The sequence below is a fragment of the Streptomyces tricolor genome (assembly GCF_002155905.1).
GTDB classification, from domain to species: Bacteria; Actinomycetota; Actinomycetes; order Streptomycetales; family Streptomycetaceae; genus Streptomyces; species Streptomyces tricolor.
This window is the reverse complement of record NZ_MUMF01000726.1, coordinates 1-7,965: the sequence shown is the minus strand read 5'-3', so window position 1 is coordinate 7,965 and position 7,965 is coordinate 1. Positions and strand designations below refer to the sequence as shown.

Below are 7,965 nucleotides of genomic sequence, written 5' to 3'. Positions count from 1 at the left end.
AGATGTGTATAAGCGGCAGGCGGTGGGCGGGGCACCGCCGGATTCCGCCGTCGGGGCGGAGCAGGGTCACCGGAGTTCCAGTAGCTCCGGTACCCGGGTCACCGTCAGCCCCGCCCTCCTGGCCGCCCGGCCGAACGTCACCGCGTCCCGGACCGCCGCGCCGCCGGGATCGTTGTTGAAGTACGCGTAGACGTCCTCCCCGTCGGTCCAGGTCGTCGCGACACGGTCCACCCAGGTGTCCAGGGAGCGGCGGCCGTAGCGCGGCCAAGGGTGGGCGCGGCCCTGATGGAAGCGGACGTAACCCCAGTCGGCGGTGCGCCACAGCGGGGTCACCGGGCGGGCCAGGACGTCCGCCCAGCACAGGGCGGCGCCCCGGGACGCCAGCACCTCCCGCACCTCGCCCGTCCACCAGGAGTCGTGCCGGGGTTCCACCGCGACCCTCGTCCCGGGCGGGAAACAGGCCAGGCAGGCGTCCAGCAGCCGCGGGTCGGCGCGCAGGGTGGGCGGGAGCTGGAGGAGGACCGGGCCCAGCCGGTCGCCGAGGCCCGCCGCGTGCGACATCAGACGGTGCACCGGCTCCTCGGGCTCCTTGAGCCGCTTGATGTGGGTGAGATACCGGCTGGCCTTGACCGCGACCACGAACTCCGGCGGAACCCGCTCGCGCCAAGCGGCGAAGGTGTCGTACGACGGCAGCCGGTAGAACGCGTTGTTGACCTCCACGGTCGCGAACAGCCGGGTGTACTCCTCCAGCCACAGCCGCGCCGGCACCCCGGCCGGGTAGACGAGGTCCCGCCAGTCCTTGTACTGCCACCCCGACGTGCCGACGAACAGGGTCATACCCTCATGAAAGCACTACAGGTACAGGCCCGCGTCCGCACCCTCCCGGGCCCCCGGCACCGAGGTCGGCGCGGTACCCCGGCGCAGCGCGTACAGCTCGGCCAGGGTCGCGCCGTCCCGGCCGACGCCCTCCTCGGTGCCCAGCCAGTTCACCGCCTCCGCGCGGGTCAGCGGGCCCACCTCGATGCGGGCCAGACAGCGGCCGGGGCGGACCACGGCCGGGTGCAGGCGCTCCAGGTCCTCGTTGGTGGTGACACCGACCAGGACGTTGCGGCCCTGGCCGAGCAGGCCGTCGGTGAGGTTCAGCAGCCGGGACAGGGCCTGGCCCGCCGTGTGCCGGGCCTCGCCGCGGATCAGCTCGTCGCAGTCCTCCAGCAGCAGCAGCCGCCAGCGGCCCTTGCCCGCGCCGTCGTCCTCGCCGATCGCGATGTCCATCAGATACCCGACGTCGGAGAAGAGCCGCTCCGGGTCCAGGACGCAGTCGACCTGGCACCAGTCCCGCCAGGACCGGGCCAGGGTGCGCAGCGCGGAGGTCTTGCCGGTGCCCGGCGGGCCGTGGAGCAGCAGCAGCCGGCCGGCGATGTCCTCGGGGGTCGTCTTCATCAGGCGGTCCATGGCCTCCGCCACCGGCGCCGTGTAGTTGGGCCGGACCTCCTCCCAGGTGCCCGCGGAGATCTGGCGGGTGGTGCGGTGCGGGCCGCGCCGGGGGGAGACGTACCAGAACCCCATCGTCACGTTCTCCGGCTGCGGTTCCGGCTCGTCGGCCGCGCCGTCCGTGGCCTGGTCCAGGATCCGCTTGGCCAGTTCGGCGCTGGTCGCGGTGACGGTGACGTCCGCGCCCCGGTTCCAGCGGGAGATCAGCAGGGTCCAGCCGTCCCCCTCGGCCAGGGTCGCGCTGCGGTCGTCGTCGCGGGCGGCCCGCAGCACCCGGGCGCCCTCCGGCAGCAGGGTCGCTCCCGAGCGCACCCGGTCGATGTTCGCCGCGTGCGAGAACGGCTGCTCGCCCGTCGCGAAGCGGCCGAGGAACAGCGCGTCGACGACGTCGGACGGCGAGTCGGAGTCGTCGACGTGGAGCCGGATCGGCAGAGCGTCGTGTGGGTTCGCAGACATGCCGCCATGATCCGGCACAGGTGCGTTCGCCGCATGGCATTTCCGCCGTTGCGGAGGGCGGTTCTTTGTCGGCGCATCCCTGTCCGGCACGCGGTGTCCGCCTCTACTGTTGTCCTTGATGGGACGTCATGAGTGGTTTACGGGGGTCCGGCGGTGGCGGCTCGCCGCGCTGCTCGGTGTGGGAACGGCCGCTCTGGCCCTGGTCGTCACCCTGCTCCACACGCTCCCCGGGGACGGCGGCAGCACCGCCGGCACCTCGCGGGACGGTGACAAGGTGCACGGCACGCCCGCGACCGGGTCCCGCCCCCCGGAGCCGTACGTGGGCTGGGGCTTCACCCACACCCAGTACAGCGCCGACGCGGGCAGCGGCCCGGCGGTCGGGCGGGTCGAACGGCTGCTGGCGCGGGGCGGCGGGCTGCCGCAGGACCAGGCCATCATGGGCTGGGGCGCCGACAACCCCGAGCCGGTGCAGGGGTATTACGACTTCGGCGCGCTGGACCGCCGTATCGACTTCATCCGCAGGTCCGGCGGCACGCCCGTGATCACGCTGTGCTGCTCGCCGGACTGGATGAAGGGCGGCCGGCCCGGCGTCGGCAACACCGACTGGAGCCAGGCCGCCCTGGAGACCGCGCCCACCCCCGACCACTACCAGGACTTCGCCGACCTCGCCGCGACCGTCGCCAAACGCTATCCCGACGTACGGCACTTCATCGTCTGGAACGAGTTCAAGGGCTTCTGGAACGACGCCCGGGGCCGCTGGGACCACGAGGGCTACACGGCGATGTACAACCTCGTCTACCAGGCGCTGAAGAAGGTCGACCGGGACATCATGGTCGGCGGCCCCTACCTCGCCATGGACAGCCTCGACCCGCGCGACGAGAAGGCGTCCGGCACGGTGAAGGGGCCGTGGGGCGCCATGGACCAGCGGGTCCTGGACGCCTTCGCCTACTGGAACCGGCACAAGGCCGGGGCCGACTTCGTGGTCGTGGACGGCTCCAGCTACACCAACGACGACGAGCTGCTGCCGGACGAGTTCGCGGCCACCGACAAGTTCACCGCGGTGGGCGCGTGGGTGCGGCGGCAGACCCGTGACCTGCCGCTGTGGTGGGCGGAGTACTACGTCGAGCCCGCCGACGGCGACGACGAACGCGACGGCTGGTCCGAGGCCCACCGCCGCGCCGTGCACGCCGCCGGACTGATCGCCATGGTCCGCGGCGGCGCCGGCTCCGGCTTCTACTGGAACCCGCAGGAGCGGACGGGCCGCTGCCCGGGCTGTCTGTGGTCCCCGACGGACACCGGCGGCGGGGGCCGGGCACTGCCCATGTACGGCCTGCTGTCCCGGTTCGCCCGGGCGTTCCCGCCGGGCAGCCGGTACGAGACCGTGTCCGTCGCCCCGGACGACGTGCCCCACGTCCGCGTCCTGGCCACCTCGCGGACCGTCCTCGTCGTCAACACCCTCGACCGGCCGATCAGCGCGCGGGTCGACGGCGAGCGGTTCGCGATGGGCGCCTACGAGGTGCGGTGGCTCGACCGCTGAGCCGCCCCCGCCCCGTCATTTCATGGTCAGGAACCGCTGCACGAGCGAGGCCAGCACCACCGCCAGCAGCGGCAGCGAGAACCAGAAACCGCCCTGGAGCAGCCGCAGCCGGCGCACACTCGGCCGGACCGCGACCCGCACCAGCTCCCGGCCGGCCAGCAGCACGACCAGGATGACGGCGGCCAGCGCGCCCACCACCGACCACGGCGTCCACGTCACCTGCGGCCCGGCCGGCCCCGGATCCGGCCGCGGCACCGGCCCCGCCGGCCGGGTGCGCAGCGCGTACACCGTGACGTCCTCGTTGACCAGGACCTTCGTCAGCTCCCGCCGCTCGTCCAGGTGTCCGGTCAGCCGGGGCGCCCAGTTCGCCGGGAACCCCGCGTCCAGCTCCAGGTAGGTCACCTGGCTCCGGTTGACCATCAGGTACGCGTTCGGGCCGGCGTCCTTGAGCGCCTTGACCAGACCGGCCACCAGCGCCGGATCGGCCGGCGCCTGTGTCGGCACGTAGGTCACCCGCTCCATGTCCCGCGCGCCCCACGGCAGCGCCGGTGTCACCTCGTCCACCGGGTCCTGGCTCAGCCACAGCAGCCGCAGCGTCGGCCGGTCGTGGGCGTACACCCAGTCCATCGCCGCGACCTCGCCGGGCCGGGTCCGCTCGAACGGCTCGTTGCCCCAGCGGGCCACCAGGAAGCCGCCCGCCAGCAGCAGCCCGGCGAGCAGCGCGGCCACCGGGGCCGCCCGGACCCGCCGCTCCCGGGCGCCGGCACCCAGGCGCGGGAAGAACGCGAGCCCGCCCAGCAGGGCCGCGCCCGGCACCGCGAACATGAAGACCCGCAGCGCCATCTCACCGCCGTACGACTGCATGCCGAAACCCAGGAACGGGACGAACGTGAGGACCAGCAGGGACCGTTCGCGCAGCCGGCCGCGGCGCCGCCGCCACCAGCCCCAGCAGGCCAGGGCCAGCACCGAGCCGGCCAGCAGCACCCGGGTGTACAGCACCAGCTTGTGCGTCGGACTCCCGCCCTGGATACGGCCGGACACCGAGCTGGACACATTGCCGCCGACCCCGCCCACCCCGCCGAACAGCTCGTCGAAGTGCCCGGACCAGTACGGCTCGGCCAGGAAGCCGACCCACACCGCGACCAGCACCGCGAAGAGCAGCGGCAGGCCGTACAGTTCCGACCGGCCGAGCAGGACGAGCGCCGTGAGCACGCCCAGCATCACGAACGGGGTGAGCTGGTGCGCGGGCACGGTCGCCGCGTACAGGCCGATCAGCAGCAGGAGCAGCACGGCCCGTTGCCGCCGGCCGGCCGGCTCCACCTCGGCCTCGCCGGGACGCAGCCGGGTCCAGATCACCCGGGGCGGACGGAACCAGACCAGCAGGACCGCCACGAACACCAGGTACAGCAGATAGGTGAAGCCCTGCGGGGAGAAGTAGTCCTGGCCGACCCAGCCGCTCAGGCCGAAGAGCCAGACGCCGGTCCACTTCGCCCGCCAGCTCGCCCGCAGCGCCCGGGTCAGCAGGAACATGGGCGCCAGATAGGCGAGTTGGATCACCGTCGGCCACCAGCGGATGACCTCCGTGAAGTCGCCGACCCCGCACGCCCGGCCGACGAACGCGGCCACCGCGAAGAAGCCCGGCCAGCTCCAGCGGGCGTCCAGGTCCGGCACGGCGGAACCGGTGCGGTCGATGTGGTCGAGGAAGCCCAGGTGCTGCCAGGCGGTCGGGAACCGCGGCTCGGGTTCGATCACCGCGGGCAGCGCGTGCAGGGACACCACGGTCGCCACCAGCGTGAGCAGCAGCAGCGCCCGGTGCTCGTGGCGCAGCCGGAGCAGCGCGGCGAAGACGGCGACCAGCAGGGCGGCCCCGGCCAGCGTCGGCACCGGCAGCACCGACACCAGCCCCAGCCCGCCCATCCGGTCCAGATCGGCCTCGCCGAGCCGCAGCGGCGGCACCCAGTACAGCCCCAGCGCGGCGAGCAGCAGACAGCCGAGGACGGCCCCGGCCCGGGTGGGCGGCAGCCGCCGGGGCCCGGCCGGCGGCCCCTCGGCGTTCTCCGGTACGGCGTCCTCGGGCTCCCGCTCCGGCCGCGCGCCCGGCAGGGGTACGGCGGTCCGGGCGGCCGGTGAGCCCGGACCCGGGCGGACGCCCGCGTGGGCACCGAGGGCCAGGGTGCCGGCGTCCCGCGCCCAGCGGGGACCCGGCCGCGAGCGGGAGAGCGTGCCCAGGTCGGCGAGGTCCCCGTCCGGGGCCGCCGTCTCGGGCAGTCCGGCGGGCGCGGACCGTACCGTCCGCCACAGCGCGGGCGTGGCGATCGCCACGATCACCGCCAGGCTGGCGATCTCGGCGACGCCCGCCCCGGTCAGCCCCATCCGGGGCAGGAGCAGCAGTGTCAGGCCCAGCACCAGCACGCACAACAGGCCCTGGAGCCAGGCGAGACCGGCGGTACGGCTCTGCGCGCGCAGCACCGCGAAGTGGATCTCCATCACGGTCCGCAGCACCGCGCCGACCGCGAACCAGCGCAGCAGCGGGGTCGCCGCGTCCGCGTAGCCCGCGCCGAACACGCCCAGGATCCAGGGCGCGCCGAGGAACAGCAGACCGGCGATCGGCAGCATGATCCGGGCCATCCGCCGCAGCGCGGCCCGGGTGTGGGCGGCCAGCCGGGCCGGGTCGTGGGAGCCCTCGACGGTGAGGGAGGCGCCCATGTTGAGGGCGAGCAGGTTGGTCGTACCGCCGATGGTGGTGGCGATGTAGAAATAGGCGTTCTCCGCGGAGCCGACCCGCGCGGCGATGATCACCGGGACGAGGTAGACCACGGCGAGGGAGAACAGCGAGCCGGTGTAGTCCCCGGCCAGGAACCTGCCGATCTGCCGCGGCGACGGCGGGTCGGCGCGGTCCTCGGTCTCCGCCACGTGCCGGGGCACCAGCCGCCGGAACACCAGCCAGCCCAGCGGCAGCACCGAGGTGGCGATCGCGGCCACCCAGGACACGAAGACACCGGTGGTCGGCAGGGCCACGGCGAACGCGACCAGCAGGGCCAGCTTCACCGCCGAGAACACGCTGTTGCCCACCGGCACCCAGGGCGCGCTGCGCAGCCCGGTCAGCACACCGTCCTGCAGGGTGAGCACGTTCCAGGCGGCGACGGCCGCGATGAAACCGAGCCCGTTGAGCGTCCCGTGCAGGAAGCGGTACGACGGCCCCCACGCGTCCAGGGTCAGCAGGAACACCCCGGCGGCCAGCGCCACGACCAGGGAACTGCCCGCGTACGTACCGAGGATGAGCCGTCCGGTGCGGCGCCCGGAGACCGGGATGAAGCGGGCCAGGGCGCCGGTCAGGGTGACCGCGGTCAGCCCGGCGAGGAACTTCATCGCGGCGATGGCGGCCGAGCCCTGGCCGACCGCCGACTCGGAGTAGTGGCGAGCCGCGGCCAGCCAGAAGCCGAGTCCGAGGACGGCGGAGATGCCGGTGTTGAGCATCAGCGCGTAGGCGTTGCGGAACAGCGGGGTGCCGGCGCCGGATCTCTCCGGCGCCGTGGCGCCGGGCGTCTCGGCCGGGGGCGTGGTGGTCGTGTCAGACACGGGAACGGATGGCCTTCCGGCGGACCTGGCGGATCTGGCGGACCTGGCGGACTCTGCGGACGAGGGCGTACCCCTTGGTGAGGGCGCGGTCCCCGGCGAAGGCGCGGGTGACGGCCCGGCCGAGGAGCAGCCGCGCGAACTCCTCGGCGCCGGTGGTGCGGCGGACCGTGACCCGCTCCAGGGCGTACGGCCCCTGGCGGCGGCGGGCGAGCGCGTTGCCGACGGCGAGCGCCTGGGCGTACCCGGCCGCGCGCACGGCCTGGCGGACCCGGCGGCTGGAGTAGCCGTACGGGTAGGCGAACGACACCGGGCGGGTGCCGAGTTCGGCCGCGACGATCTCCGTGCAGCGGGTCAGCTCGGTGCGCAGCGCGTCGTCGCCGAGCTGGTCGAGCTGCGGGTGGGTGTGGCTGTGCCCGCCGATCTCGACGCCGGCGGCGGCCAGTGCGCGCACCTGTCCCCAGTCGAGCATGGTGTCCAGGCCGCCCCCGGTGTCGTGGGCGCCCCGGAGCCAGCCGGTGGAGACGAACAGCGTGGCCGGGAAGCCGTGCCGGGCGAGCACGGGCAGCGCGTGCCGGTGGACGCCCTCGTACCCGTCGTCGAAGGTGACCAGCACCGGCCGGGCGGGCAGGGGGCGGCCGGAACGCCAGTGCGCGGCGAGGTCGGCGGTGGTGACCGGGGTCAGGCCCAGGTCGCCGATGAGCGCCATCTGCTCCGCGAACGCCTCCGGCGTGACCGACAGGGCCCGGGTGGCGTCGTTCGGGACGGCCGCGACGGAGTGGTACATGAGGATCGGTACGGGCGCATCACTCATGGCTGCTCCCTGAGCCCGGCCCCCGGGCGGGCACGCGGACGGACGCGCCGGGGCTGCCGCCCGGGCCGACGTCGGGGGCGGGGCCTGGGGC

5 protein-coding genes are annotated in these 7,965 nt (G+C 74.2%); 1 reads left to right on the top strand and 4 read right to left on the bottom strand.

Features of this window, described 5'->3' with window-relative positions:
* Positions 1 to 66: 66 nt before the first annotated feature.
* Positions 67 to 837 (bottom strand): DUF72 domain-containing protein, encoded by a 771-nt coding sequence (locus tag CCN44_RS38270; protein WP_059248493.1) that lies wholly within the window; start codon positions 835 to 837, stop codon positions 67 to 69.
* Positions 838 to 852: 15 nt separating this feature from the next.
* The gene (locus tag CCN44_RS38265) at positions 853 to 1,947 is read right to left on the bottom strand and encodes a DUF5925 domain-containing protein (RefSeq protein ID WP_059248492.1); all 1,095 of its coding nucleotides are present in this window, start codon (positions 1,945 to 1,947) and stop codon (positions 853 to 855) included.
* Between the two features lie 118 nt (positions 1,948 to 2,065).
* Between CCN44_RS38265 and CCN44_RS38260 the strand changes: the two genes are divergently transcribed.
* Positions 2,066 to 3,484, top strand: a complete 1,419-nt coding sequence (locus CCN44_RS38260; protein WP_086703435.1) for a GH39 family glycosyl hydrolase — start codon at positions 2,066 to 2,068, stop codon at positions 3,482 to 3,484.
* 15 nt (positions 3,485 to 3,499) lie between these two features.
* Here CCN44_RS38260 and CCN44_RS38255 read toward each other — a convergent pair whose 3' ends face one another.
* Positions 3,500 to 7,063 (bottom strand): lipopolysaccharide biosynthesis protein, encoded by a 3,564-nt coding sequence (locus tag CCN44_RS38255; protein WP_086703433.1) that lies wholly within the window; start codon positions 7,061 to 7,063, stop codon positions 3,500 to 3,502.
* On the bottom strand, positions 7,056 to 7,874 hold the full coding sequence (locus tag CCN44_RS38250) for a polysaccharide deacetylase family protein (protein WP_086703430.1): 819 nt from the start codon (positions 7,872 to 7,874) through the stop codon (positions 7,056 to 7,058). Before CCN44_RS38250 ends, CCN44_RS38255 begins: the two co-directional genes overlap by 8 nt.
* Positions 7,875 to 7,965: the final 91 nt, after the last annotated feature.